At 75.2% G+C, this 25,447-nt stretch carries 27 protein-coding genes and 1 pseudogene; 6 read left to right on the forward strand and 22 right to left on the reverse strand.

Annotated elements, in window-relative coordinates:
* The 16 genes and pseudogenes from VEW93_14120 to VEW93_14195 form a co-directional block, all read right to left on the reverse strand.
* The coding region (locus VEW93_14120; protein ID HYI62925.1) for a glutathione S-transferase C-terminal domain-containing protein at positions 1–844 on the reverse strand (844 nt) is incomplete at its 3' end.
* A gap of 41 nt (positions 845–885) precedes the next feature.
* The gene (locus VEW93_14125; protein ID HYI62926.1) at positions 886–1,257 is read right to left on the reverse strand and encodes a YraN family protein; all 372 of its coding nucleotides are present in this window, start codon (positions 1,255–1,257) and stop codon (positions 886–888) included.
* 15 nt (positions 1,258–1,272) lie between these two features.
* Complete coding sequence (gene rplS / locus VEW93_14130) at positions 1,273–1,641, reverse strand: 50S ribosomal protein L19 (GenBank protein HYI62927.1); 369 nt, start codon at positions 1,639–1,641, stop codon at positions 1,273–1,275.
* A 113-nt stretch (positions 1,642–1,754) separates the two neighbouring features.
* Positions 1,755–2,498 carry a tRNA (guanosine(37)-N1)-methyltransferase TrmD gene (trmD, locus tag VEW93_14135; protein ID HYI62928.1) on the reverse strand — a complete coding sequence of 248 codons (744 nt, stop codon included), beginning with the start codon at positions 2,496–2,498 and terminating at the stop codon, positions 1,755–1,757.
* Positions 2,495–2,977 carry a ribosome maturation factor RimM gene (rimM, locus tag VEW93_14140; protein HYI62929.1) on the reverse strand — a complete coding sequence of 161 codons (483 nt, stop codon included), beginning with the start codon at positions 2,975–2,977 and terminating at the stop codon, positions 2,495–2,497. The genes trmD and rimM overlap by 4 nt, the downstream gene beginning before the upstream one ends.
* A gap of 10 nt (positions 2,978–2,987) precedes the next feature.
* Positions 2,988–3,344: a KH domain-containing protein gene (locus VEW93_14145; protein ID HYI62930.1), complete on the reverse strand. Its 357-nt coding sequence runs from the start codon at positions 3,342–3,344 to the stop codon at positions 2,988–2,990.
* Between the two features lie 107 nt (positions 3,345–3,451).
* A pseudogene (gene rpsP, locus VEW93_14150) lies at positions 3,452–3,685 on the reverse strand (30S ribosomal protein S16).
* 85 nt (positions 3,686–3,770) lie between these two features.
* Complete coding sequence (gene ffh, locus VEW93_14155) at positions 3,771–5,243, reverse strand: signal recognition particle protein (protein HYI62931.1); 1,473 nt, start codon at positions 5,241–5,243, stop codon at positions 3,771–3,773.
* Between the two features lie 40 nt (positions 5,244–5,283).
* Positions 5,284–5,526 (reverse strand): YtxH domain-containing protein, encoded by a 243-nt coding sequence (locus VEW93_14160; GenBank protein HYI62932.1) that lies wholly within the window; start codon positions 5,524–5,526, stop codon positions 5,284–5,286.
* A 36-nt stretch (positions 5,527–5,562) separates the two neighbouring features.
* On the reverse strand, positions 5,563–6,678 hold the full coding sequence (gene ftsY, locus VEW93_14165; protein HYI62933.1) for a signal recognition particle-docking protein FtsY: 1,116 nt from the start codon (positions 6,676–6,678) through the stop codon (positions 5,563–5,565).
* Between the two features lie 13 nt (positions 6,679–6,691).
* Positions 6,692–8,854, reverse strand: coding sequence for an acyltransferase (locus tag VEW93_14170; protein ID HYI62934.1), 2,163 nt, complete (start codon positions 8,852–8,854; stop codon positions 6,692–6,694).
* 72 nt (positions 8,855–8,926) lie between these two features.
* Entirely contained in the window at positions 8,927–9,946 is a 1,020-nt protein-coding gene (locus VEW93_14175; protein ID HYI62935.1) for a trypsin-like peptidase domain-containing protein, read from the reverse strand.
* 368 nt (positions 9,947–10,314) lie between these two features.
* Complete coding sequence (locus tag VEW93_14180) at positions 10,315–11,556, reverse strand: phosphatidylinositol-specific phospholipase C1-like protein (protein ID HYI62936.1); 1,242 nt, start codon at positions 11,554–11,556, stop codon at positions 10,315–10,317.
* Between the two features lie 86 nt (positions 11,557–11,642).
* Positions 11,643–12,458 carry a PIG-L family deacetylase gene (locus tag VEW93_14185; protein ID HYI62937.1) on the reverse strand — a complete coding sequence of 272 codons (816 nt, stop codon included), beginning with the start codon at positions 12,456–12,458 and terminating at the stop codon, positions 11,643–11,645.
* A 43-nt stretch (positions 12,459–12,501) separates the two neighbouring features.
* Positions 12,502–13,644 carry a CaiB/BaiF CoA-transferase family protein gene (locus tag VEW93_14190; protein HYI62938.1) on the reverse strand — a complete coding sequence of 381 codons (1,143 nt, stop codon included), beginning with the start codon at positions 13,642–13,644 and terminating at the stop codon, positions 12,502–12,504.
* Positions 13,645–13,658: 14 nt separating this feature from the next.
* Positions 13,659–14,570: an alpha/beta hydrolase gene (locus tag VEW93_14195; protein ID HYI62939.1), complete on the reverse strand. Its 912-nt coding sequence runs from the start codon at positions 14,568–14,570 to the stop codon at positions 13,659–13,661.
* A 61-nt stretch (positions 14,571–14,631) separates the two neighbouring features.
* On the opposite strand from VEW93_14195, the gene galK reads away from it, so the two are divergent.
* Positions 14,632–15,663, forward strand: coding sequence for a galactokinase (gene galK / locus VEW93_14200; GenBank protein HYI62940.1), 1,032 nt, complete (start codon positions 14,632–14,634; stop codon positions 15,661–15,663).
* Positions 15,664–15,707: 44 nt separating this feature from the next.
* Positions 15,708–15,896 (forward strand): DUF6458 family protein, encoded by a 189-nt coding sequence (locus tag VEW93_14205; protein HYI62941.1) that lies wholly within the window; start codon positions 15,708–15,710, stop codon positions 15,894–15,896.
* On the opposite strand, the gene VEW93_14210 is transcribed toward VEW93_14205, so the two are convergent.
* From VEW93_14210 to VEW93_14220, 3 genes are read right to left on the reverse strand one after another with little or no spacing between them, the layout of a single operon-like run.
* Positions 15,890–16,576, reverse strand: a complete 687-nt coding sequence (locus tag VEW93_14210) for a helical backbone metal receptor (protein ID HYI62942.1) — start codon at positions 16,574–16,576, stop codon at positions 15,890–15,892. The genes VEW93_14205 and VEW93_14210 overlap by 7 nt on opposite strands.
* 21 nt (positions 16,577–16,597) lie before the next feature.
* Positions 16,598–17,227, reverse strand: coding sequence for a PH domain-containing protein (locus VEW93_14215; GenBank protein HYI62943.1), 630 nt, complete (start codon positions 17,225–17,227; stop codon positions 16,598–16,600).
* A 49-nt stretch (positions 17,228–17,276) separates the two neighbouring features.
* A complete protein-coding gene (locus tag VEW93_14220; GenBank protein HYI62944.1) occupies positions 17,277–17,621 on the reverse strand; it encodes a metallopeptidase family protein in 345 nt (114 codons plus the stop codon).
* 59 nt (positions 17,622–17,680) lie between these two features.
* Here VEW93_14220 and VEW93_14225 point away from each other — a divergent pair, with 59 nt between their 5' ends.
* Both VEW93_14225 and VEW93_14230 read left to right on the forward strand, forming a co-directional pair.
* Positions 17,681–19,678 carry an ATP-dependent DNA helicase UvrD2 gene (locus tag VEW93_14225; protein ID HYI62945.1) on the forward strand — a complete coding sequence of 666 codons (1,998 nt, stop codon included), beginning with the start codon at positions 17,681–17,683 and terminating at the stop codon, positions 19,676–19,678.
* Between the two features lie 30 nt (positions 19,679–19,708).
* Complete coding sequence (locus VEW93_14230; protein ID HYI62946.1) at positions 19,709–20,197, forward strand: DUF2505 family protein; 489 nt, start codon at positions 19,709–19,711, stop codon at positions 20,195–20,197.
* A 3-nt stretch (positions 20,198–20,200) separates the two neighbouring features.
* Here the strand turns inward: VEW93_14230 and VEW93_14235 are convergent, their stop codons facing one another.
* The 3 genes from VEW93_14235 to VEW93_14245 form a co-directional block, all read right to left on the reverse strand.
* Entirely contained in the window at positions 20,201–20,932 is a 732-nt protein-coding gene (locus VEW93_14235) for a PaaI family thioesterase (GenBank protein ID HYI62947.1), read from the reverse strand.
* Positions 20,933–20,940: 8 nt separating this feature from the next.
* On the reverse strand, positions 20,941–21,723 hold the full coding sequence (locus VEW93_14240; GenBank protein HYI62948.1) for an exodeoxyribonuclease III: 783 nt from the start codon (positions 21,721–21,723) through the stop codon (positions 20,941–20,943).
* A gap of 121 nt (positions 21,724–21,844) precedes the next feature.
* Positions 21,845–23,374 (reverse strand): histone H1-like repetitive region-containing protein, encoded by a 1,530-nt coding sequence (locus VEW93_14245; protein ID HYI62949.1) that lies wholly within the window; start codon positions 23,372–23,374, stop codon positions 21,845–21,847.
* A gap of 82 nt (positions 23,375–23,456) precedes the next feature.
* Here VEW93_14245 and VEW93_14250 point away from each other — a divergent pair, with 82 nt between their 5' ends.
* Entirely contained in the window at positions 23,457–24,806 is a 1,350-nt protein-coding gene (locus VEW93_14250) for a M20/M25/M40 family metallo-hydrolase (protein ID HYI62950.1), read from the forward strand.
* Complete coding sequence (locus tag VEW93_14255) at positions 24,803–25,435, forward strand: HAD-IA family hydrolase (protein ID HYI62951.1); 633 nt, start codon at positions 24,803–24,805, stop codon at positions 25,433–25,435. Before VEW93_14250 ends, VEW93_14255 begins: the two co-directional genes overlap by 4 nt.
* Positions 25,436–25,447: the final 12 nt, after the last annotated feature.

Below are 25,447 nucleotides of genomic sequence, written 5' to 3' on the forward strand. Positions count from 1 at the left end.
TGGTGTCGCCGAACCCGGGTGTCTGGAACAGGTCACGGGCGTAGGCCCACAGCACCGGCATCTCGGTGAGCTTGTTCCGGTTGCACTTGAAGTGGCCGTGGTACACCGGGTCGAAGCGGGCCAGGGTGGTGAACAGACGCACGTCGGCCTCGGTGATGGTGTCGCCCACGAGGTAGCGCTGGCGGGCGAGCCGCTCGACGAGCCGGTCGAGCGCCGCGAACAGCCGCTCGTAGCCGCGCTCGTAGGCGTCCTGCGAGCCGGCGAACCCGCACCGGTAGACGCCGTTGTTGACGTCCCGGAACACCAGCTCCATGACCTCGTCGATCTCGTCCCGCCGGGCCTCCGGGTACAGGTCGGGGGCGCCGGGGCGGTGGTGGGCGGCCCACTCGGTGGACAGGTCGAGGGTGATCTGCTTGTAGTCGTTGGTCACCACCGCCCCGGTGGGGACGTCGACCATGGCCGGGACGGTGATGCCCCGCGGGTAGCCGGGCACCGCGGCCTCGTAGGCGTCCTTGATGCGGGGGATGCCCAGCACCGGGTCCACCCCGCCGGGGTCGAGGTCGAAGGTCCAGCTCTCGGCGTCGTGGGTGGGCCCGCAGACGCCCATGGACAGCACCGGCTCCAGGCCCAGCAGGCGGCGGACGATGATGGCCCGGTTGGCCCACGGGCAGGCCCGAGCCACCACCAGCCGGTACCGCGCGGGTTCGACCGGCCAGCCCTCCCGCCCATCGGCGGTGATGCGGGCCGACAGGTAGCGCTCGTCGCGCTGGAACGACCCTCCCCCGACCACGTAGACGCCCTGCGCCTGCTCCCCGTCGGTCCCGGTCGTCGTGTCGTCGGCCATGGGGCGACGGTACCGAGCGAGGGCCGGGCTCGCGCCCGTCCCTAGAAGGCGGCCTCGATCACCTCGATCTCGCCGGCCAGCACGCAGGCCACGTCGAAGCGCACCGTGCCCCGGGCCCCGCTCTGGGCCAGCCAGGCCGCGGCCAGGCGCCGGATGCGGGCCTGCTTGGCCGGGGTGACGGCCTCGGCCGGGATGCCGAAGGCGGCCGTGGCCCGGGCCTTGACCTCGCACACCACCACCACACCTCGGCGGCCGGCGACCAGGTCCAGCTCACCGAGCCGGCCGCACCGCCAGTTGCGGGCCAGGACGGTCCAGCCCCGCTCCTCGTACCACCGGGCGGCCAGGTCCTCGCCCTGGGCCCCCAGGGCGCGGCGGTGCTGGCCGATCCCCCCCGGCCCGCCCGGTCGCTCCACCGCCACCACCCGCCGTCAGGGGGTGCGCTTCTCCTTGATCTTGGCCGCCTTGCCGACCCGATCACGGAGGTAGAAGAGCTTGGCCCGCCGCACGTCGCCCCGGGAGACGACCTCGATGCGGCTGACGTTGGGGGTGTAGAGGGGGAAGGTCCGCTCCACGCCCACGCCGTAGCTGACCTTGCGCACGGTGAAGGTCTCGCGCACGCCGGAGCCCTGGCGGCGGATGACCGCGCCCTGGAAGATCTGCACCCGCTCCTTGTTGCCCTCGATCACGCGCACGTGGACCTTGAGGGTGTCACCGGCCCCGAAGTCGGGGACGGCCTCGGCCCGGGCCCCGCCGCTGGTGGCGATGGTGTCGATGTCGATCACGTCGAGGCGGTTCATGGCGCGCGTCGGTCCTTCGAGTGGGGTCGGCGAGGGTGCTCGGCCGGGCCTGCGGGCGACGCAGGGGCGACGGACCACGGTAGTCCCCGTCGCCCGCCGGCGGGAAACCCGCCTCAGGCCGGTCCCAGGAGCCCGTCGACGGGCGGGTGGGCGGCCATGAGGGCCTGGTCCTCGGGCCCCAGGCCCCCCCGGGCCGCCACCAGGTCCGGGCGCAGGGCGGCGGTGCGGTGCAGGGCCTGGGCCCGGCGCCAGGCCGCGATGCGGGCGTGGTCGCCCGAGCGCAGCACCTCGGGCACCTCGTGGCCCCGCCAGTCGGCCGGCCGGGTGAACTGGGGGTACTCCAGCAGGCCCTCGGCGAAGGACTCCTCCTCGGCGCTGGCCTCGTTGCCCATGACCCCGGGGACCAGGCGGCCCACCGCCTCCAGGACGACCATGGCCGCCACCTCGCCCCCGGCCAGGACGTAGTCGCCCACGGACAGCTCGCCGTCGACCACGTGGGCCCGGACCCGGTGGTCGACGTCCTCGTAGCGACCGCACAGCAGCGAGAACCCGGTCCCGGCGGCCAGCTCCCGGGCCACGCCCTGGTCGAGGCGGCGCCCGCCCGGGCCCAGCAGCAGCAGCGGCCGGGGCGGCTCCGCGGCCTCGACCACCCGGGCCACGGGCTCGGCCCGCAGCACCATCCCCGCTCCCCCGCCGAAGGGGGCGTCGTCGACCGAACGATGGGGGTCGTCGGTGCCGGCCCGCAGGTCGTGGACCCGGACATCCAGCAGGCCCCGGTCGCGGGCTCGGCCCAGCAGGCTGCGGGCCGCGAAGTCCTCCAGCATGGGCGGGAAGATGGTGAAGACGTCGACCCTCACAGGGAGAGCAGCCCCTCGGGGGGATCGATCACGACCCGGCCGGGGAGGCCCGAGGCGTCGGTGACGAACACCAGCGGCACCAGGCCCCCGCCGTCGAGGACCAGGAGGTCGTGGGCCGGGTTCTCCTGGACGGCCTCGACCGTGCCCACCGCCTGGCCGTCGGGCAGCACCACCGTCGCCCCCACCAGCTCGTGGACCCACAGCGTGCCGTCGTCGACGTCGAGTGGCGCGGCGCGCAGCACCGCGCCCCGCAGGGCCTCGGCGTCCTCGCGCCGCTCCATCCCGGCGAAGCGGACCAGCCACCGCCGCTGGTGGGGCCGCGAGGCCACCACCTCGCGCTCGTCGGGACCCACCCACAGGCGGGCGCCGGGGGCCACGCGCTCGGCCCGGTCGGAGGTGAGGGTGACCACGACCTCCCCGCCGAGGCCGTGCACCTTGTCGACCCGGCCGACCTCCAGCAGGCCGGCGGGAAGGGTCATCGAGCGCTCGTCAGTCGACGAACTCGATGGCGACGCCGGCCTCGTCGTCCTTGGCCGCCGCGGCCCGGCCCACGACGCGGATGGCGTTGGCCACCCGGCCGCGCTTGCCGATGACCCGGCCCATGTCGCCGTCGGCCACGGTGACGTTCAGCGTGATGCCCTCGGTGTCGTCCACCTCGACCTGCACCCCGTCGGGGTCGGCCACCAGGGCCTTGGTCAGGTACTCGAGCACGGTGGCGGCGGTGGGGACCAGCGGCCCGTCGTCGGCACCGACCTCGTCGGCCCCGTCGTCGGTTCCGGCCACGTCGGCGTCCACCTCGGCGTCGTCCATCTCGTCAGCCGTGTCGACCCCGTCGTCGACGCTCACGAGGCCTCCGCGGCGGCCACATCGGCCGCCTCGGCCACGGGGCGGTCGTCGGGGCCGGGCGCCTGCAGGGGCTCGGGCTCGGTGCCGTCCTTGAAGTGGGTCCAGGCGCCCGACACCTCGAGCAGCTTCTGCACGCGGTCGGTGGGCTGGGCGCCGTGGCGCAGCCAGTGGACGGCCCGCACGTTGTCGATGCGGACGCCGGACGGCTCGCGACGGGGCTGGTAGGTGCCGATGATCTCGATGAACCGGCCGTTGCGGGGCGAGCGGCTGTCGGCGGCGACGAGCCGGTAGGTCGGCTGCTTCTTCTTGCCCATCCGCATGAGGCGGAGCTTCACGGCCACGTTTCGCGTCTCTCTCTGTCGTCGATCTCGCCGGCTGGTCTCGATCTCGCCGGCTGGTCATGCTGCCCGCTGGCCGGGCCCCGGTTCAAGTGGGCACCGTCGGACCGGACAACCCGGGGAGCTGGAACCCGCCGCCGTCGGGGCCGGCGAGGCCGGGCACGGCGCGGGGAGCCTGGCCCTTCGGGTGGCCTCCCTTGGGCGTGGTGCGCCCGCCCTTCTTGCCCTTCCGCCCGCCCTTCTTGGCCTTCTTCGGGCCCAGCCCGAAGCTCTTCATCATCTTCTGCATCTGGCGGAACTGGTCGAGGAGGGCGTTCACCTCGGTGACGTCGGTGCCGCTGCCGGCGGCGATGCGCGACCGGCGGGAACCGTCGATGATGTCGGGCTGGAGGCGCTCCTTCCGGGTCATCGAGGTGATCATGGCCTCCAGGCGGCCCAGCTCCCGGTCGTCGATCTCCTGGTTGCGCAGCTCCTTGGGCACGCCGGGCAGCATCCCGATGAGCCCGGAGATGGGGCCCATCTTCTTCACCTGCTGCATCTGCTCCAGGAAGTCCTCGAAGGTGAACTGGCCGTCGATCAGCCGCTGGGCGGCCTCCTCGGCCTGATCCTCGTCGAAGGCCTCCTTGGCCTTGTCGATGAGGGTCAGGACGTCGCCCATGCCCAGGATGCGACCGGCCAGGCGGTCGGGGTGGAACAGGTCGAAGTCGGCCAGCTTCTCGCCGTTGGAGGCGAAGGCGATGGGCCGGCCCACCACCTCCTTCACCGACAGGGCGGCGCCCCCCCGGGCGTCGCCGTCCAGCTTGGTCAGGATGACCCCGTCCAGCTCCAGGGTGGCGTGGAAGTTCTCCGCCGTGGTCACCGCGTCCTGGCCGGTCATGGCGTCGACGACCAGGAACGTGTACTGCGGCTGGGTGGCCTCGGAGATGCGCCGCACCTCGTCCATCAGCTCGGCGTCGATGGAGAGGCGGCCGGCGGTGTCCACGATGACCACGTCGCGGCCCAGGCGCCGGGCCTCGCCCACCGCCCGCTGGGCCACCGCCACCGGGTCGCCGCCCTCGCCACCGATGGCCTCGTCGTCCCGGCTGAGGACGGGCACGTCGACCTGGCGGGCCAGGGTGCGGAGCTGCTCGATGGCCGCCGGGCGCTGGAGGTCGGCCCCGACCAGCAGCGGGTTGCGGCCCTGGGCCTTGAACCAGCGGGCCAGCTTGGCCGAGGTGGTGGTCTTGCCCGAGCCCTGGAGGCCGGCCATCAGGATGACGGTGGGGGGCTTGGAGGCGTAGGTGATGCGCAGCGTCTCGCCGCCCAGGGTGGCGATCAGCTCCTGGTGGACGACGTCGATGACCTGCTGGGCCGGGTTCAGGGCCCCCGACAGCTCCAGGCCCACGCACCGCTCCCGCACCCGGGACACGAAGCCCCGAACCACGGTGAAGCTGACGTCGGCCTCCAGCAGGGCCAGGCGGATCTCCCGGAGGACGTCGTCGACGTCGTCCTCGCCCAGGCGGCCCTTGCCGCGCAGCCGGGAGAAGATGCCCTCGAAGCGGTCGGTCAGTGCGTCGAACATGAGCCGGCGATGCTACCCGCCCCCCGGCGGGCCCGGGCCGTCAGACCTCGGGGGTGACCGCCTCGCCCGCCACCTGGGCCGGGGTGACCGGCTCGGCCACCCGATCCATGCGCTTCTCGACCTCCTCCTGGAGCCGCCGGCGCATCTCGGCCCCGGTGGTGGGGGCCACCAGCAGGCCCACGGCCACACCGAGCAGGAAGAGGAACAGGCGGTTGTAGCCCAGGACCCGGGCCACGAACAGCACGATCTTGACGGGCGAGAAGAGCAGCCGGAACAGGAACATGGCCGTCACCGTACCCAGGCGAGCGGGCCCCGTCGCTCAGGTGGTGGCGAAGAGGGCGTCGACGAACTCGTCGGGGTCGAAGGCCACCAGGTCGTCGACCGTCTCCCCCAGGCCCACCAGCTTCACCGGGATGCCCAGCTCGGCCTGGATGGCCACCACGATGCCGCCCCGGGCCGAGCCGTCGAGCTTGGTCAGGACCACACCGGTCACGTCCACCGCCTCGGTGAACACCCGGGCCTGGGCCAGCCCGTTCTGGCCGGTGGTGGCGTCCAGCACCAGCAGCGTCTCGGTGACGTGGCCCGGGTCCTTGTCCGCCACCCGCCGCACCTTGCGCAGCTCGTCCATCAGGTTGGACTTGTTGTGGAGGCGGCCGGCGGTGTCGGCCAGGACCAGGTCGGCGCCCATGGCCGCGGCCTTGGTGATGCCGTCGAAGACCACGGAGCTGGGATCGGCGCCCTCGGCCCCCCGCACCAGGGTGGCCCCGGCCCGCTCGGCCCAGGTGCCCAGCTGCTCGGCCGCCGCCGCCCGGAAGGTGTCCCCCGCGGCCATGACCACGGTGCGGCCCACCTCGGCCTCCCGCTTGCCCAGCTTGCCGATGGTGGTGGTCTTGCCCACGCCGTTCACGCCCACGAACAGCCACACGTTGGTGCGACCCTCGTCGGCCCGCAGGGACCGGTCCTCGACCTGCAGGCGGGCCTTGACCTCGGCCTTGAGCGCCTCCAGGAGGTCCTCGGAGGTCTCGATGCCCTGCTCCTTGACCCGGGCCCGGAGCGCGTCGAGCACCTCGGTGGTCGGCCCCACCCCCACGTCGGCCCGGATGAGGGCCTCCTCCAGGTCCTCCCAGGTCTCCTCGTCGATCCCCGAGCGGGACAGGATCGACCCCAGGTAGCCCGAGACGGTGGAGCGGGCCTTGCCCAGCCGGTCCCGGAACGAGGGCCGGACGGGGGCCACGACCTCCGGGGCGGGGGGCGCCTCGGCCACCCCGACCTCGCCGGCGGGCTCGTCCCGGGGCGGGGCCAGCGTGATGCCGCCCGGGCGGGGCGACGACGGCGGCTCCAGCTCCGGCCCCCGACCCGGCCGGCGGGCGGTGACGAACCAGGCGGTGGCGGCCACCAGGGCGGCGACCACGATGAGGGCGACGACGATCTCCATGGAGGGGCCGATGCTACGCGGGTGGTGCCCCGGCCCCCGCGGCCGGGGGCGTGGTGGGCGCCCCGTCAGCCCGCCCGTCGGCCGGGGCCGGGGCGGGGGCCGGCGCCTCGATCGGCTGCTGGGCGAAGGGCACGATGCGCTCGGCCAGCCACCGCCACACCGGCCCGGTGCCGGCCTGCGTGTAGTGCAGCCCGTCGCTCTGGAGGGGCACCCCGTCGACCTGGTCCCGGAGCTCGCCGCCCGGGCACACCAGCTCGCCCAGGTCCACGTAGGTGGCCCGGTCCCCCAGGTCCCGGGCGTAGCCCTCGATCACCCCGTTGACCCAGGCCACGCGCTCGGGGTCGTTGCGGGCGCTGTCCCCCCCGCCCAGCTCCAGGTCCTCCTCGTGCATGCAGGGCACACCCAGGAACATGAACCGCACGTCGGGCTTGACGGCCAGCAGGGCGGCCACCCCCCGGTCGAAGCCGACCCGCATCAGCTCCGCCATCTCCCGGGTGCCGCTGCGCACGGTGCGGCGCCCCACCTTGTGGTCGAAGACCTCCCACGCCCCGAACTGCACCAGGGCCACGTCGGGCTGGGAGTCGGCGGCCAGGTTCTGCCAGTGCAGGGCCCAGTCCCCGCAGTTGACGGCGGAGGGGTCGATCCGGCCATCCGGCAGGGCGAAGCCGTCGACGATCCCGCAGCCCACGATGGCCCCCGAGGCCACCTCCAGGCTGGGGGGCACGACGGGGTTCTCGAAGCTGAGGGTGAAGGCCACGGAGTCGCCCACCGACAGCACCCGGACCGGGCGGTCGGCCGGCACCGGGGGGATGCCGTTGGCCTCGATCACGGCTCGGATCTCGGCCGGGATGGTGGGCACCGGCTCGGGCGGCTGCTCGGGCACGCCCCGGGGGGCGGCGGCCACCCGGGGATCGAGGCCGGCGGCCTGGGTGGCGGCGCCCCCGTCGGGCACCCGCAGCGTGCCGGCCACCAGCAGCCACACCACCAGCGCCCCGCACATGGCCACCGCCGCCGGTCGGGACCGGCGCAGGCCGGGCACCCGCAGGCGCAGGCCGTCCAGGCCCCGCCGCCGCACCGGCACCTCGACCAGGTGGTACGAGGCCACGGTGACGGCCACGGCCACCGCCGTGCGGAGGGCCAGCAGGGCCGGCTCCTGCCACCAGCCCGAGCCGTCCAGGCCCGTGCGCCGGGGGGTGAGGGCCACGTTCACCGGCCAGTGCCACAGGTACAGGCCGTAGGACACCTTCCCGATGGCCACCAGCGGGCGGGCGGCCAGCACCCGGGCCAGGGGCAGGTCGGGCCGGGGCAGGGCGATGCCGGCCACCAGGGCGGCCGACAGGGCGGCCAGGGCCAGGAAGCCGCCCCGGTACATCCAGGTGTCGGACTCCTGCACCAGGGCGTAGGCGGCCACCACCCCGGTCGCCCCCACCAGCCCGGCCCCGGCCAGGGTCCGGCGGTAGCGGTGCAGGGGCCACTGGGCCGCCACCACGGCCAGGATGGCCCCCACCAGCAGCGAGTGGGCCCGGGAGTCGGTGCCGTAGTAGGCCCGGGACGGGTCGACGGTGCCGGAGACCATGTGCGCCATCCACAGCGCCGAGGCCACCGCGGCGACCACCAGGCCGGCCAGCAGGGGCGTGACCCGCCGGGCGCCGCGCAGGGCCACGGCCACCACCACCGGGAACACCACGTACCACTGCTCCTCCACGGCCAGGGACCACAGGTGGCGCAGCGGCGAGGGCACGCCGGCGAAGTACGACTGCTCGGTGACGATGAAGCGCCAGTTGGCCACGTAGCCCAGGGCGGCCAGGCCGTCGCCCCGCACGTTGGCCCGCTCCACCGGCTCGACCAGGAACGGGGCGGCGATGCCGATGGCCGCCAGGAGCAGGAGCAGGGCCGGCAGCAGGCGCCGCAGGCGCCGGACCCAGAAGGCCCGCAGGTCGATGTGGCCCTCGCCCACCCGCTCCCGCAGGAGGAGGGTGGTGATGAGGTAGCCGGAGAGGACGAAGAAGACGTCGACGCCCAGGAACCCCCCGGGCGCCCAGGACACCCCGCCGTGGAACAGCATGACGCCGACCACGGCCACGGCCCGCAGCCCGTCGAGGGCCGGGATGTGGCGCAGGGGCCGCGGCGAGGTCCGGGCCCCGGTGCCGGCGGGGGTCTCGGGGTCGGCGGCCATGACCGCGCCACAGTAGTGAGGGCGTCCGGGCCCTCCCAGGTCGATGGCGGCCGGCCCGGGGCCGGCCCGGGCTCAGCGGACGGGGGCCTCGCCCAGCGCCACGGTGACCTCCGAGGCCTGGCCCCGGCGGTCGATCCCCAGGGTGACCTCGGTGCCCGGGGCCCGGCTGCGCACCCCGGCCACCAGGTCGGCGGCGGACTCCACCGGCGTGTCGTCCAGGCGGGTCACCAGGTCGCCGACCTCGACGCCGGCGGCCGCGGCCGGGCCGTCGCCCTCCACCTGCTGGACCAGGGCGCCGGTGCGACCGTCGGTGGGATCGGCGGCCCCCACCCCCAGGTAGCCGTTGGTGATGGGCTCGCCGGCCACCAGCGCGTCGGCCACCTCCTTGGCGGTGGCGATGGGGACGGCGAAGCCGACGCCCACGTTGCCGCCCGACTCCGAGGCGATGGAGTCGTTGACGCCGATGACCCGGCCCTGGCGGTCGGCCAGGGCCCCGCCCGAGTTGCCGGGGTTGATGGGGGCGTCGGTCTGGATCATGGGGATGGCCCCGCCGGGGGTCTCGACGGTGCGGCCCACCGCGCTGACCACCCCGGAGGTGACGGTCTGGTCCAGGCCGAAGGGGCTGCCGATGGCCACCGCCAGCTGCCCCACCTCCACCGGCTCGTCCAGGGCCAGGGCGGCGGCGGTGAGGCCGTCGGCCTCGACCTGGACCACGGCCACGTCCGAGCCGTCGTCGGCGCCCACCACCGTGCCGTCCACCGAGCGGCCGTCGGCCAGGCGCACCGTGACCTGCGAGGCCCCGTCGACCACGTGGGCCGCGGTCATGACCAGGCCCGCCCCGGCGTCGTAGACGAAGCCCGAGCCCAGGCCCTGCCCGGTCTCGATCTGGACCACGGCCGGGCCCAGGGTGGCGGCCACCGCGGCCACCGGCTCCTCGGCCCCGGCGGCGCCGGGCACGGTGGGGGTGGTCTCCTCGGCGACGGGGGTGGCGGTCACCGCGGTCCGCTCCGGCTGGTCGCCCAGGGCCTGGCCGATGGCCACGCCGGTCCCACCCACGGCCAGGGCCCCGAGCAGGGCCATGACCAGGGCCACGGCCCACCCCCGGGGGCGCCGGGGGGATGGGAGGCGCTCCGGGGGTGGGCCGGGAGGAGGGGGCGGCGGGGGCAGGCCCGGGCCGAGGGGCCGGGTCCCGCCACCCGCCGTCGGGCCCCAGAGAGGCGGGGGGCCCGACGGCGGAGGTGGCCACGAGGCGGTCGATGGACCCGGCGGGTCCGGCGGTCCGGCGGGGGCCGGCTCGGCCGGTGGAGGGGGTGGAGGGCTCCAGCGGGTCGGGTCCATCGGGGGTCACCTCGGCGGCTCGGGGGTACCGGGCCGACCGTACGGACCTGCCCCGAAAGCACCCGCAAGCCCCCCGGCAACCTCACCGAAGGCCCGGGGCAAGCCGACCTAAGCGACGGCCCTCAGCCGGTGAAGCGGGCTCGGGCGGGGACGGGGGCCGCCGGGGGGGCGGCGGTCCGCTGCTCGGGCGGGGGGGCGGGCGGGACCGCCGGGTACGGGGTGAAGATGGTGTCGATCTGGGCCGAGACGCAGTCCGGCGGGGCGTTCACCGGGTTGCAGCGGGCCACCGTCCCGCCGGGGATCTCGACCACGTAGCCGGTGCCGAAGGGGGCCGCGTAGGACGGGGTCGGGTAGTCGGTGGACACCCACTGGGCCCCGCTGGCGAAGGCGGCGTCGCGGGTCGACGTGTCGCCGTTGCGGGCCTGGAGGGTGTCGGCGTCGGCCCGGGTGCGGACCACGTAGCCGTCGGCCACCAGCTGCTGGATGTGCTCGACCTGGCCCACCGGCTCGTTGACCTTCACGAAGGCGGCGTCGGGGTCGCCGGGCCCGGCGTTGGTGAACATCACCCGGTCCTCCAGCGTGGGGTGCCCGGCCAGGTAGTCGGTGCGGTAGCCACCGCCGTTGTCCATCAGGAACAGGACCTTGCCCCGGCTCTGGCCCAGGGTGGGCCACCCGTCGGTGAGGATGGCCTCCTCCAGGGTGGCGTGGCTGCCCCGCACGTCGTCGGGGGTGATGATCTGGTCCCGGGGGACGACGCCCAGGATCTCGTCGTCCAGGCGGTCCATGGCCCCCTGGTCCCAGGGCTCGGGCACCACGAAGGGGAAGCCGTCCAGGCCGACCTCGCTGTCCTTGAGCTCGATCAGGATGGCGATGGGCATGTGGCCGGGGTTGGCGCTCGACCAGGCCTCGACGGCTCCGAGGCAGGCCACCAGCGACAGGCAGGTGCTGCGGTAGTCGACGTCCTGGACGTGGAGGACCTTGGTGCCCGGCTCCTGCATGGCCGGGTCGTACGGCCCCTCGCCGGCGGCGGCGCGGATGAGCGGGTCGGCGTAGGCGCCGCCGGCGTCATCCCGGAAGACGTCGAGCTCGATCTGGCGCACCTTCTGGCTCTGGAACTGCTCGGGCAGGGGGGCGTGGGTGTACTGCATGAGGTCGTCGCCGTCCCCGATGAACTGGCGGCGCAGCCCGCTCTCGGCCGGCGAGGCAGCCAGGTGGTAGCTGTTGTGGCTGCCCACCACCTGCAGCTGGTTGATGCGCAGGTCGTCGACGGCCACGGCGTCGACCGGGCCGCTCCCGACGCCCAGCACGGCGAGGGCCAGCGCCCCCGCCACCAGGAACCGGTGCATGTGCGGACGTGGGCTCACCTCGTCCCCCTGACGTGGCCGGCGAGTGACGTCACGGTAGCGCGGAGGTGGCGAGGCCTGCTCCGGCCGACGACCGGCCGGCCCGGCTAGGGAGCGGTGAACGGCTCGGCGATGCCGTGCAGGGGGCAGCCCTCGTCGCCCACCGGGCCGTGGCCGATGTACCACTCGACCCCCATGGCCACCGCGAACACCTCGGGGGGCATGGCCAGGAGGAAGTGGTCGTCGGCCATCTGGCTCCGGTGGGCCAGCATCGAGGCCCGCTTGGCCTCCACCGCGGCGGCCACGTCGACCCGGTGGGTCAGGAGGTGCTCCTCGACCCCCAGGTCCATCTCGTCGGGGTCGGGGGGCGCCGCCCCCTCGGGCAGCTCGGGGCCGCCCCCGGCGGCCACCAGGGCCAGCATCCGGCGCAGGGCGGTGCGGTTGATGGTGCCCTCCACCACCCGGGGCACGCCGGCCAGCTCGGCGGCCCGCACCCCCACCCGGTGGACCTGGATGTGGTCGGGGTGGCCGTAGCCGCCGTGGTCGTCGTAGACGGTCAGGGTGTCGGCCTCCTCCTCGGTGAGGATGGACGCCAGCCGCCGGGCCGCGCTGTCCACGTCGGCCTGCCAGAACGTCCACGGCTCGTCGTTGGTGGCCTCACCCACCATGCCCGAGTCGACGTAGCCCAGGAACTCGACCCGGGCCACGCCCAGCGCCGCGGCCGAGGCGTAGGTCTCGGCCGTCCGGCGCAGGGCCAGCTGCTCGCCCTCGTGGAGGACGCCGGGCACGATCTCGCCCCGCTCGCCCCGGGTGGCCACCACCAGCACCACCCGGTGGCCGGCCCGGGCGGCCAGGGCCATGGTGCCCCCGGTGCCGATGCTCTCGTCGTCGGGGTGGGCGTGGAAGCAGACCAGCGTCGCCATGCCGGCCCGACGCTACCGGCCCGCGGCGCCGGGCTGGCGCCGGTCAGCCGATGGCGCCGCTGTCGCGGAGGGCGGCCAGGCGGGCCTCGTCGTAGCCGATCTCGGCCAGGACCTCGTCGCTGTGCTGCCCGGCGTGGGGCGGGGGGCGGCGGATCTGGCCCGGGGTGCGGCTGAAGCGGGGGGCGGGGGCGGGCTGGGTGATGCCGGCCACCTCGGTGAAGGTGCCCCGAGCCACGTTGTGGGGGTGGCGGGCGGCCTCGTCCATGGTCAGCACCGGGGCGAAGCACACGTCGGTGCCCTCCATGAGGGCGCACCACTCGTCGCGGGTCTTCTCCTTGAACACCGCCTCCAGGCGCTGCTTCAGGGCCGGCCAGTGGGCCTTGTCCTGCTGCCACGGCAGGTCCTCGCCCTCCAGGCCGGTGAGGCGCAGCAGCTCGGCGTAGAACTGGGGCTCGATGGAGCCGATGGACACGTAGCCGCCGTCCGCGCACTGGTAGGTGTCGTAGTAGTGGGCGCCGGTGTCGAGCATGTTGGTGCCCCGCTCGTCGCTCCACAGGCCCATGGCCCGGAACGAGTGCATCATGGTCATGAGCAGGGCGGCCCCGTCGACCATGGCCGCGTCGACCACCTGGCCCCGGCCCGAGCGCCCGGCCTCGACCAGCGCTGCGCACACCCCGAGGGCCAGGAGCATGCCCCCGCCGCCGAAGTCGCCCACCAGGTTGATGGGCGGGGTGGGGCGCTCGCCCGCCCGGCCCAGGTGGGCCAGCGCGCCGCCCAGGGCGATGTAGTTGATGTCGTGGCCGGCCATGGAGGCGTACGGGCCGTCCTGGCCCCAGCCGGTCATGCGGCCGTAGACCAGCTTGGGGTTGCGCCCCAGGCAAACCTCGGGCCCGAGGCCCAGGCGCTCCATGACCCCGGGGCGGAAGCCCTCGATCAAGGCGTCGGCCGAGGCCACCAGGTCGAGGACGGCTTCCACGCCGGCCGGGTCCTTCAGGTTGACCGCCACCGAGCGCCGGCCCCGGTTGAGGAGGTCGGCCGGGGGCGAGGCGGGATCGCCGCCCATGCGGGGCCCGGTGCGGTCGACGCGGATGACCTCGGCCCCCAGGTCGGCCAGGGCCATGGCGCAGAACGGGCCGGGCCCGATGCCGGCGATCTCGACGACGCGGGTGCCGGAGAGCGGTCCCACGGCGGGCTCCCCGCTCAGCCCGGCACCGGGGCGGCGGTGAGGGCGCCGGCCCGGGCGGTGAGGGCGCAGACCTCGTCGACGATGTCCTCCCAGTGGCCCCGGGGCAGGTCGTGGCCCATGCCCTCCACGATGCGCAGCTCGGCGCCGGGGATGGCCGCCGCGGTGGCCCGGCCGCCGCTGACCGTCACCAGCGGGTCGGCGTCGCCGTGGACCACCAGGGTGGGGACGGTGATGCGGGCCAGGCCCTCGGTGCGGGGGCCGGAGACGGCGATGGCCAGGAGCTGGTGGCCCACCCCCTGGGGGTACGCGCACCGGTCCCAGGCCCGGCCGGCCTTGTCGGCCGAGGCGGCCTCGTCGACCAGGCCGGGGCTGCCGATGACGTGGGCCAGGGCCACGCCCCGGGCCACGGCCTCGTCGCGGGTGGTGGGCTCCGGCCCGAGCAGGGCGCCCAGGATCGACGGGTCGGGCTGGCCCACGTCGGGCTCCCCCGTGGTCGACATGACGGAGGTGAGGCTGCGGACCCGCTCCGGGTGCTCGATGGCCAGGGTCTGGGCGATCATGCCGCCCATCGAGGCCCCGACCACGTGGGCCGAGGCCAGGCCCAGCGCGTCGAGGACGGCCACCGCGTCGCCGGCCATGTCGGTGAGCCGGTAGGGCGCGTCGACCTCGGCGCCGCCGAGCGAGGCCACCAGGAGGGTCAGGGCGTCGATGTCGCCCTCGACCGGCTTGGTGGACAGGCCGACGTCCCGGTTGTCGTAGCGCACGACGTAGTAGCCACGCTCGACCAGGAGGGCGACGAGATCCTCGTCCCAGCTCAGGTGCTGGGCCCCGAGGCCCATGATCATGAGCAGGGGCTCGGCCGTGGGATCGCCGTCGGTCGTGTACCAGATCTCGATGCCGGCGGGTGAGGGTGAGGTGGTGGGCACGGCGACATGGTGGCCGGCCTTGACCACTCGGTCAAGGAGGGGGCGGACGTAGGGTGCCGCCATGGACGAGGTGCGGGCCGTGGCCCCGGGCCGGGTCAACCTGATCGGCGACCACACCGACCACACCGGCGGCCTGGTGCTGCCCATGGCCGTGGAGCTGGCCACCACGGTGGAGGGGGTGCGGGGCGGCGACCGGGTGGTGCTGCGCTCGGACCACGACCCGGACCCCGCCGTCGTCCCCCTCGACGTCGGGGACCCGGCCGCGGTGGCCCCCGGCTGGGCCCGCTACGTGGCCGGGGTGGTGGCCGAGCTGCGTCCCCCGGTGGGCTTCGAGGGGACGGTGTCGACCACGCTGCCCATCGGCGGGGGCCTCTCCTCCAGCGCCGCCCTGGAGGTGGCCGTGGCCCTGGCCCTGGGGGCGGACGGGGCCGACCCCCGGGCCCTGGCCCGCCTGGCCCAGCGGGCCGAGCAGCGGGCCTCGGGCGTCCCCTGCGGGATCATGGATCAGCTGGCCTCGGTGGCCGGGCGGGCCGGCCACGCCCTGCTCATCGACTGCCACTCCCTGGACGTGGTGCCGGTCCCCCTGCCGGCCCGGGCCGAGGTGGTGGTGGTCGACTCCGGCCAGGCTCGGGCCCTGGCCGGCTCGGCCTACGCCGAGCGGGCGGCCCAGTGCCGGGCCGCCGAGGCCGCCATCGGCCCCCTCCGCCGGGCCGCGCCGGGGGCCGAGGCCGCCATCGCCGATCCCGTGGTCCGGGCCCGGGCCCGGCACGTGCTGACCGAGAACACCAGGGTCCGGGCCACGGCCGAGGCCCTGGCCGCCGGGGACCTGGCCCTGGTGGGGGCGGCCATGGCCGAGAGCCACGCCTCCCTGCGCGACGACTTCGGCGTGTCCACCCCGGTGCTGGACGCGCTGGTGAGCCGGCTGGCCGCCACCCCCGGGGTGCACGGCGCCCGCCTCACCGGGGCCGGCTTCGGGGGCTGCGTGGTGGCCCTGGCCGATCCCGGGGCGCTGGCCGGTTGGGGCCCCGAGCGGTCCTGGTCGCTCCGACCGGGGCCCGGCGCCCGGTGCGTGCCGGCCATCCCACCCGGGTAGGGGGGTCGGGTCGCACTCCCCGCAACCGGAGAGGTCCTTCCCCCATGACCATCGGCACCAGCATCTTCCTCCTCGCCGTGGGCGCCATCCTCCGCTTCGCGGTGGCCGACTCCTGGGACGGGGTCGACCTGGCCGTGGTGGGCCTGATCCTCATGGCCTGCGGGGCCATCGGCCTGCTGTTCGGCCTGATCCAGATGGCCTCCACCCGGCGCCGCCCCGGCGACCCCTACTGAAGGGCGGCGCGCAGGCGGGCCACGGCCCCGGCGGTGCGGGCCCCCCACCAGAACAGGTCCTGGCCGTCCACCAGCACGGCCGGGGCCCCGGCCAGGGCCTCCAGCTCCGGCAGGTCGTCGTCGGTGAAGGCCCAGGGCTCGGTGGGGGCCAGCACGGCGTCGGGCCGGCGGGCCCGGACCTCCGCGGCGGTGACCTCCGGGTAGCGCACCGGCTCGTCGGCCCAGGCGCTGGCCCACCCGGCGGCGGCCAGCACCGAGGCGCCGTAGGTGTCGCCGTTGAGCGTCATCCACGGCCGCCGCCACACGGGCACGAAGGCCCGCCGGGGTGGGCCGGCAGGCGGATCGGGCGGGCCCCACGGGCCCGGGGGCGGAGCCTCGACGGCGGCGGCCAGGTCGGCCAGCACGCCGGGGACGTCGCCCACGGTGCGGGGTGAGGCCACGTGGACCCGGAGGCCGACGGCCACCAGCGCGTCGTGGTCCTCGATCCGGTTCTCCTCGTCGCACATGACCACCAGGTCGGGCGCCAGGGCCACGATGCGATCGATGCGGGGCCGCTTGGTCCCCCCGACCTGGGGGAGGCCCGGCTGCTCGCAGAACCGGGTGCAGGCCACCGGCGGCCGGTCCCAGGACAGGAGGGTCTCGGTCACCGACGGGACCAGGCTGACGACACGGGGCGGCACCACCCCAGCCTGCCCTCCGCCTCAGCCCTCCAGCACCCGGGCCTTCTCGGCCTCGAACTGGGCCGGGGTCAGGGCCCCCTGCTGGAGGAGGGCGTGCAGCCGCTCGAGCTGCTCGGCCCGGGACAGGCCGCCCCCGCCGCCGGTGGTGATGCGGTCGAACTTGCGGTTCTCGTTGTCCTCCATCTGCACGTAGATCTCGCGCTGCACGATGGCGGGCCGGCGGATGTTCTCGAAGGTCTCGGTGCCCCGCTCGCCGGCCGACTCGACGGCCAGGTCGCCGGCCCCCACCATCCGCTCGAACAGGTGCTGGTTGAAGAACACGGTGTTGATGCGGTCGAGGGGGATCTCGATGCCCGACTTGGACAACACGCCCCGGCGGGTGATGACCCGGTCGGAGGTGAGGACGAAGTTGGTGGAGCTCCAGCCCAGCAGGCGCACCCCGAACCACAGCAGGGCCAGCACCAGCAGGGCCAGGGCCACCAGGGTGACGACCGTGCCCAGCCCCCCGTCCAGGTCGGCCACGGCCACGGCGATGCCGGCGACGATGGTGGCCGCCACCGCCAGCACCGGGACGGCCAGGCCCAGCCAGTGGGGCCGCAGGTCGAGGATCAGCTCCTCGCCGGTGTTGAGGAGCTTGCGGGGGAAGGCCACGGCGGGAATCTAGGCCGGCGGGGCGGCGCCGGCCGGAGATCGGCCCCGGTCAGCCGAAGCCCAGCTCGTGGAGCCTGGTGTCGTCGATGCCCAGGTGGTGGCCGAGCTCGTGGGCCACCGTCACCCGTACCTCGTGGACCAGCTCGTCCTCATCGGCGGCCAGGGCGCAGAGGGGCCGGCGGTAGACGGTGACCCGGTCGGGCATCTCCATGAAGCCGTACTGGCCCCGCTCGGTGCGGGGCGTCCCCTCGTAGAGGCCCAGCAGCCCCCGGTCCCGGCCCTCGGCCACCACCACGACCACGTTGTCGAGCAGGGCGGCGATCTCGTCGGGCAGCCCGTCCAGGGCGTCGCCCACCAGCTCCTCGAACCGGGCCGGGTCCACGTCCACGGGCATCGGGCGACGGTACCCGGGATCCCGGCACCGGGCGGCCGCGGCCGCCGTAGGGTCTGGAGGTGGACGCCGCCCGCCTGCTCGCCGGCCTCGACGCCCCACAGCGCCGCGCCGTCACCGACCCCGGGCAGCCGCTGTGCATCCTGGCCGGGGCCGGCTCGGGCAAGACCCGGGTCCTGACCCGCCGCATCGCCCACCGCTCCCTGGAGGGCAGCGCCGATCCCCGGCATGTGCTGGCCCTCACCTTCACCCGCAAGGCGGCGGCCGAGATGGGGTCGCGCCTGGCCGCCCTGGGGCTGCGCGACCGGCCCACGGTGGGGACGTTCCACGGCGTGGCCTGGGGCCAGCTCCGCACCCTGTGGGGCGACCAGGGCCGGGCCGCCCCGGCGCTGCTGGACCGCAAGGGCCGGGTGCTGGCCTCCCTGCCGGGCCGGGGGTCGCTGGCCCCGGTGGAGCTGGCCACGGAGATCGAGTGGGCCCGGGCCCGGCTGGTGCCGCCCGACCGCTACGCCGAGGCCGCCCACCGGGCCGACCGCCGGATCTCGGCCTCCTTCGAGGTGGTGGCCCGCCTGTTCGCCGCCTACGAGGAGGAGAAGCGCCGGCGGGGGGTGATCGACTTCGACGACGTGCTGGCCCTGTGCGCCGAGGCCCTGGCCGCCGACCCGGTGTTCGGGGCCGCCCAGCGCTGGCGCTTCCGCCACCTGTTCGTGGACGAGTTCCAGGACGTCAACCCGTTGCAGCACCGGCTGCTGGAGGGGTGGCGGGGCGAGCGCGACGACCTGTGCGTGGTCGGCGACCCCCGCCAGGCCATCTACCGCTGGAACGGGGCTGATGCCTCCTACCTGACCCGGTTCGCCGACCACCACCCCGGGGCCACGGTCGTCGAGCTGACCGGCAACTACCGGTCGACGCCCCAGATCCTGCACGTGGCCACCGCGGTGCTGGGCTCCCGGGACCCGGGCCGGTCGGTGGCCCACCGACCGGCGGGGGCCATCCCCACCGTGGCCGCGCTGGCCACCGACGCCGACGAGGCCCGGGCCGCGGCCGAGGCCGCCCGCCTCCTCCACCCCCCGGGCACCCGGTGGGACCGCCAGGCCGTGCTGGTCCGCACCAACGGCCAGGTGCCCCTCATCGAGCAGGCCCTGGTCCAGGCCCGCATCCCGTACCGGGTCCGCGGCACCGAGCCCCTGCTGGGCCGGCCGGTGGTGCGCGACGCGCTGCGGGCCCTGACCGCCGAGCGGTCCCGGCCCCTCGGGGTGGTGCTCGACGACCTGGAGGCCATGGTCGACGCCGCCGCCGCCGCCGCCGGCCCCGAGGGGGCGGAGCGGGCCGACACGCTGGGCACCCTCCTGCGCCTGGCCCGCGAGCTGGGCGCCCTGGAGCGCACCGCGGTGGCCGGCGACCTCCGCGGGTGGCTGGCCACCGCGGTGGGCGCCGGCGACATCGACGCGGTCGACGCCGTGGACGTGGTGACCTTCCACGCCGCCAAGGGCCTGGAGTGGCCGGTGGTGCACGTGCTGGGCCTGGAGGACGGGCTGGTGCCCGTCGCCCACGCCCGCACGCCGGAGGCCGAGGCCGAGGAGCGCCGGCTCCTGCACGTGGCCCTGACCCGGGCCGAGGACGTGCTGCGCTGCTCGTGGGCCGCCGAGCGCACCCTCCGGGGCCGGCCCGTGACCCGCCGCCCCTCGCCCTACCTCGCCCTCGTGTCCGACGCCCTGTCCACCCTGCGGGCGGCCGACCGCCCCGTCGACCCCGAGCCGGCCCTGGCCCGGGCCCGCCACGCCCTGGCCGGGGCCCGGGCCCGGGCCGACGACGAGGCGGCCGCCCTCCTCCGCGACCTGCAGGCGTGGCGCGACCGCACCGCCCGGGGGGCCGGCACGCCGGCCGCGGTGGTGCTCAGCGACCGGACCCTGGCCGAGGTGGCCCGGTCCCGGCCCCCCGACCTCGACGCCCTGGGCCGGGTGCGGGGCCTCGGCCCCCTCGCCCTCGACGCCTACGGCGCCGACCTGCTGGCCGTGGTGCGCGGCCGCCGGTCCCACCGCTCCCCCGCCCGTCCCTGAGGCCCCCGCCTCCCCACCCCAGGAGGCGCCGTGCGCTTCGAGCTCTCCCAGGCCATCGCCGCCCCGGTCGACGACGTGGCTGCGGCCTACGCCGGCGCCGAGCTGTACCGGGCCATGGGCGGCACGTCGAGGATCGGGCCGCCGGAGGTGCTCGACCGGGTCGAGGACGGCGACGTGGTGACCCTCCGCATCCGCTACCGGTTCGTGGGCCAGCTGTCCCCGGCCGTGACCGCGGTGGTCGACCCGGCCCGGTTGAGCTGGGTCGAGGAGTCGGTCCACGACCTGGCGGGCCGGGCCGTGGCCGTCACCCTCCACCCCGACCACTACGCCGACCGGCTCCGGTGCACGGCGACGGCCCGCTACCAGGCCGACGACGACGGCACCCGCCGGGTGGTCCGGGGCGACCTGCGGGTCAAGGCCCTGCTGGTGGCCGGGGCCGTGGAGCGGGCCATCGTGTCGGGCCTGGAGGAGCACCTGGCCGCCGAGGGGCCGGTGGTCGAGGCCCACCTCGGGGGCTGAGGCTCAGCCCCGCTCCGGCTCGCCGTCGGCCAGGCGGCGGTTGAAGCCCTCGGCCAGCTCCCGGAACTTGGACACGTCGATGGAGACGAACAGCCCCTCGGCCTCGGCCGTCACCTCGCCGTCGGCCACGATGCGGCCGCTGGTGAACACCTTCCGGCCCTCCCGGCGGTCGAACCGGCCCTCGATCACCAGGGGGACGTGCAGCGGGGTGGGCCGCCGGTAGTTCACGACCAGCCGGGCGGTCATGCCCGGGGCGCCGGAGAGCGTCTGGGCCGAGCCCAGCACCTCGTCGAAGGCGGCGGCCACGAACCCACCGTGGACGCACCCGGGCGGCCCCTCGTACACGGAGCCGAAGGTGACCCGACCGGTGACCAGCTCGGAACCGAACTCGATGGTGATGGGCGGGGCCAGCGGGTTGGCCAGGCCGATGAGCGGGCTGTGGTCGAAGAAGGGCTCGATGTCGCCGCCCGACATGGCCGTCTCGGCCATGCCCTCGTAGATGCTGCGGGGCCGGTCGTGGCGGCGGAAGCGGGCGGCCAGCTCCTCCAGGGCGTCGGCCACCCGGTCCAGGTCGGCGGGCGGCACGTCGGTGCCCACCATGTCCTCGATGAGGGCCCGGTCGGCGGCGGCGATGCGGCGCAGGGCGGCCCGGCGGGGTGACAGGTCGGCATCGGCCTGGGCCAGCACCCGGGGCGACGGCTTGGACATGTCGAAGGGGTTGTCGGGGGCGTCCACGATCCTCCTCAGAGCCGGTCGGTGTCGACGTCGATCAGCACCGGGGCGTGGTCGCTGGGCAGCTTGCCCTTGCGGGCCTGGCGGTCGACGAGGGCGAAGGTCACGGTCTCGACCACCGGCGCGGTGGCCAGGAGCAGGTCGATGCGCATGCCCTGGCGCTTGTGGAACATGCCGGCCCGGTAGTCCCAGTAGCTGTAGAGCCCGGGCTCGGGGTGGAGGCGGCGGAAGGCGTCCTCCAGGCCCCACTCCTCCAGGGCCCGCAGCGCCTCCCGTTCCGGCTCGGTCACGTGGGTGGAGCCCTCGAAGGCGGCGATGTCCCACACGTCGGCGTCCGCGGGGGCGATGTTGAAGTCGCCGCCGATCACCAGGGGCCGAGCCGGGTCGTGGGCCGCCTCCAGGTGCTGGCGCAGGCGGGCCAGCCAGTCGAGCTTGTAGCGGTAGTGGTCGTGGCCGACCTCGCGCCCGTTGGGGACGTACACGCTGCACACCCGGACCGGGCCGCAGGTGGCCCACAGCATGCGGGCGTCGACGTCGGGCTCGCGGGAGTCGTCGAAGCCGGCGACGACGTCGTCCAGGCCGACCCGGCTGAGGATGGCCACGCCGTTCCACCGGCCCTCGCCGTGGTGGGCCGACCGGTAGCCCAGGGACTCGAAGGCCAGGCCGGGGAAGGCGCTGTCGGCCAGCTTGGTCTCCTGCAGGCACAGGACGTCGGGCCGGGCGTAGGCCAGCCACTCCTCCACGCGGGGGAGGCGGGCCTTGAGCGAGTTCACGTTCCAGGTGGCGATGCGCACGCCGGCGACTCTACGGCGGCGCGGCGGGCCGAGGCCCTGGCCCGCGCTCGGGCCGGGCCCGTCCGGCAGCGGCCGGCCGAGGGGACGACGGCCCCCTCGGCCCACCCCTGCAGGCGGTGGCTCAGCCCCGCTTCTTGGCCGGAGCCTTCTTGGCCGGAGCCTTCTTGGCCGGAGCCTTCTTCGCCCCGGCCTTCTTCGCCCCGGCCTTCTTCGCCGGAGCCTTCTTGGCCGGTGCCTTCTTGGCCGGTGCCTTCTTGGCCGCAGCCTTCTTGGCCGGTGCCTTCTTGGCCCCGGCCTTCTTCGCCGGTGCCTTCTTGGCCGCAGCCTTCTTCGCCGGTGCCTTCTTGGCCCCGGCCTTCTTCGCCGGTGCCTTCTTGGCCGCAGCCTTCTTGGCCGGAGCCTTCTTGGCAGGTGCCTTCTTGGCCCCGGCCTTCTTGGCCGGAGCCTTCTTGGCCGGAGCCTTCTTTGCCGTCGCCTTCTTGGCGGCGGCCTTCTTGGCAGGTGCCATCTCTTGTGCCTCCTGGGCAGGGGTGGGGTCGCTGTCGGTGGGCCCGGCCGGAGCCGGTTCCACCGTCACGTGGTGACCTGGCACAGCCAGGTCGATGCTTCGCCGTGGGGTGTCGAACGACTCCACGACGAAGGTCCGGGTCTCCCCGACGCTGAGCACCTCGCGTGCGCTGCGGGGAGGGGGGTCGGCCATCGAGCGCAGGGGCACGTAGCACTGCGCATCGTTGACGACCACGTACGCACCGTGGGACGAGAAGCGGTCGACGACGGCGTCGACCTCGCTCCCCACGGGATGCGAGCTCACGAAGGCCAGGAAGGCCGACGGCTCGTTGACGGCCTCGGGGGCCGGGGCGGCGCCGGTCCGCCGGCGCCGGCCACGTCCGCCTTCGGTGCCCCCCACCGGAGCACCGACCGCGTCGGCCGCCACCTCGGCCACCTCGACCTCGACCGCGGCCTTGGCCTGGCGCCGGCGGCTGCGGGGCGCCGGCGTGTCCGCGGTGTCCGCTCCGGTGGCCGCCCGTCGGGCCGCCACCTCGGCCTCCACCGCCTTGGCCGCCGCCTCCTTCTCGGCCTTGGTCAGGCGCTTGGCCGTGGTCTTGGTCGCCGTCTTGGAGGCCGTGGCCCTGGTGGCCGTGGCCCTGGTGGCCGTGGCCTTGGTGACCTTGCCCTTGGCGTCCCGCGACGTGCGCTGCGAGCGACGGCTGGCGGGGCCCCGCACCGGCAGCCGGGCCACGAAGACCCAACCCACCCCGTCGACCGGCTTGCCCCCGATGAGGCGGCCCTCGTCGAAGAGCCACTGGTACTCGCCGTGGAACTCCTGGAACGAGTCGTTGGAGAGGATGGTGGCCGACGCCTTCTGGGCGATGGCCAACACGAAGGCGTCGCCCCGGCCGACGGCACCGGCCGGCGGGGCCACGAGGTCGCCGTCCAACACGGCCTGCTCGTAGGCGTCCTTCTCCCCCTTGGCGATGCGATGGCCGAAGGTGGCGTCGACCACGGCGGTGATGCGCGTCCCCGGGAACTCCTCGAGGAACGACCGCACCGCCTCGTCGAGCTGGGCGAGGCTCGGCAACGTCCGGCCCTCGGTGGCGATGTTCGATCCGTCGACGATGACGTGATCACGGATGGTGCGTACGTCGGACATGTCGCGCAAAGTCAACCAGGCCCGTCAAGGCCCGACGCGGATGGAGGGCCGTCGCCACCGCGCGTTGGTAGGTTGCGACGCCATGGCCGCCCCGGTCGACGACCCCACCGCAGAGGTCACCGACCTCCTGCAGCACCTGATCCGCAACGCCTGCGTCAACGACGGCACGGTGGGCTCGGGGCACGAGGCGCGCTCGGTCGACCTGCTGCGCGCCCACCTCGGCGGCACCGGCCTGGACGTCGAGACCTACGAGCCGCAGCCCGGTCGCGAGAGCCTGGTGGCCCGCATCGAGGGCACCGACCCGACGGCGCCGACGCTCACGCTGCTCGGCCACCTCGACGTGGTGCCGGCCAACGTCGACCGCTGGCAGCGCGACCCCTTCGGCGGCGAGCTGGTCGAGGGCGAGGTGTGGGGCCGGGGCGCCATCGACATGCTCAACCTCACCGCCTCCATGGCCGTCGCCGTGCGGCGCCTGGCCCAGCGTGGGTGGCGGCCGGCGGGCACGCTCGTCTTCGCCGCCGTGGCCGACGAGGAGGCGGCCGGCATCTGGGGGGCCCGGCACCTGGCCGAGGCCCAGCTCGACGCCGTGCGCAGCGACTACGTGCTGACCGAGTCGGGCGGCATCCCCATGCGCAGCCCCGGCGGCCTCAAGCTGCCGGTCATGGTGGGCGAGAAGGGCTGCTACTGGTGTCGCATCACGGTGCGGGGCACGGCCGGCCACGGGTCTCAGCCCTACAAGGCCGACAACGCGCTGGTGAAGGCGGCCGAGGTGGTGCGCCGCATCGCCACCTTCCGGCCCGAGGCCCAGATCGGCGAGGTGTGGCGCCGCTACCTGGCCTCCATGGGCCTGCCCGACGAGGTCACCGCGCCGCTCCTCGACCCGGACCGCCTCGACGACCGGCTCGACGAGCTCCCGCTGGGCATGGCCCGCATGTTCCACGCCTGCACCCACACCACCATGAGCCCCAACATCGCCCACGGCGGGTCGAAGGTGAACACCATCCCCGACCACGTCACCCTGGAGGTCGACGTCCGGACCCTGCCGGGCCAGGACCGCGAGGCGGTGGAGGCCATCCTGCGGGAGGCGGTGGGCGACCTGCGCGACGACGTCACCATCGAGCCCGCCGTGTTCGACCCGGCGTCGGAGTCGCCCATGGACACGCCGCTGTGGGACACCCTGTCGCGGGTGGCGGGCCGCTTCTACGAGGGCTCGCAGACCGTGCCCATGCTGATCGTGGGTGCCACCGACGCCCGCTTCTTCCGCCGGCTGGGGGCCACCGCCTACGGGTTCGGCCTGTTCAGCCGGAACCTGCGCTACGAGGACTTCGGCAAGATGTTCCACGGCGACGACGAGCGGGTCGACATCGAGTCGTTGCGGCTCTCGACCGAGATGTGGGAGGCGGTGGCCGTCGACCTCCTGGGCGGCGCGTGATCCGGGCCGCGCTGTTCGACTTCGGCGGCGTCATCCTGTCCAGCCCCTTCGAGGCCTTCGCCCGCTACGAGGCCGACCGGGGCCTGCCCGCCGGGTTCCTGCGCCGGGTGAACGCCACCGACCCCGACGCCAACGCCTGGGCCCGGTTGGAGCGGGCCCAGGTGGACCTGGAGGAGTTCTGCGACCTGTTCGAGGCCGAGGCCCGGGCCCTGGGTGGCGAGGTGGACGCCCGGGCGGTGCTGGGCCTGCTGCGGGGCGAGCTGCGCCCGGCCATGGTCGAGGCCGTGCGCCGCTGCCGCCAGCGGCTGAAGACCGGCCTCCTGACCAACAACGTGGTGACCATGCAGGCCGGGGCCATGTCCGGCGCCGCCGACCCGCACGCCGAGGTGCTGGGGCACTTCGACGTGATCGTGGAGTCGTCCCGGGCCGGCGTGCGCAAGCCCGACCCCGCCTTCTACGAGATGGCCTGCCGGGAGCTGGACATCGAGCCCTCCGAGGCGGTGTTCCTCGACGACCTGGGGGTCAACCTGAAGCCGGCTCGGGCCCTGGGCATGACCACCATCAAGGTCGACGACCCGGCCGCCGCCCTGGCCGAGCTGGAGGACGTCGTCGGCTTCCCCCTGGGCTGAGGGGGAGGGTCG

It is taken from the genome of Acidimicrobiales bacterium, from assembly GCA_035630295.1.
GTDB lineage: Bacteria > Actinomycetota > Acidimicrobiia > Acidimicrobiales > Iamiaceae > Iamia.